Consider the following 684-nt stretch of genomic DNA (forward strand, 5'->3'; position numbering starts at 1 on the left):
CCGTAGGTGTGAAGTTCAGATTGCTTATGCGATTGGGATAGCTCAGCCGGTTTCAGTAATGATTAGTACTAATGGAACCAGCCGGATCCCACCCGATCGAATCGCGGAGTTAGTGCAGAAAAATTTTGACCTGCGCCCCAAGCCAATTATCGAGTATCTTAATTTACTCCGCCCAATTTATAAAAAGACCGCTGCTTACGGACATTTTGGGCGGAATGACCCGGATTTTACCTGGGAAAAATTGGATATGGTAGAAAAACTTAAAAGTGATGCGGGATTATAAGGGATACGACGATGCAATACGATGTTAAAGACTTGAGCCTGACCGAAAAAGGATTGCTCCGAATTGAGTGGGCAAAACAGAATATGCCGGTTTTAAATTTAATTCAGCAGCGGTTCAAAAAGAACAAACCCCTTAAGGGAGTTAGGCTTTCCGCCTGTCTTCATATTACTACGGAAACTGCTAATCTAGCTCAAACCCTTAAAGCCGGCGGAGCTGAAGTAATGCTTTGTGCTTCTAACCCGTTAAGCACCCAGGATGATGTTGCTGCTGCTCTGGTGAAGGAATTTAATCTTCCGGTTTTTGCTATTAAGGGAGAAGATAACCAAACTTATTATGAACATATTAATGCGGTGCTGGACCAAAAACCTACTATCACTATGGATGATGGGGCAGATTTAGTT

The 684-nt window shown here is 43.0% G+C and carries 2 protein-coding genes; both read left to right on the forward strand.

The annotated features are described in order from the left end of the window. The coding region (locus N2257_10770; GenBank protein MCX7794867.1) for a methionine adenosyltransferase domain-containing protein at nt 1–283 on the forward strand (283 nt) is incomplete at its 5' end. Nucleotides 284–294: 11 nt separating this feature from the next. Beyond that, nucleotides 295–684: adenosylhomocysteinase (locus N2257_10775; protein ID MCX7794868.1), on the forward strand; the 390-nt coding region annotated here is incomplete at its 3' end.

This window comes from Thermodesulfovibrionales bacterium (assembly GCA_026417875.1).
GTDB lineage: Bacteria > Nitrospirota > Thermodesulfovibrionia > Thermodesulfovibrionales > CALJEL01 > CALJEL01.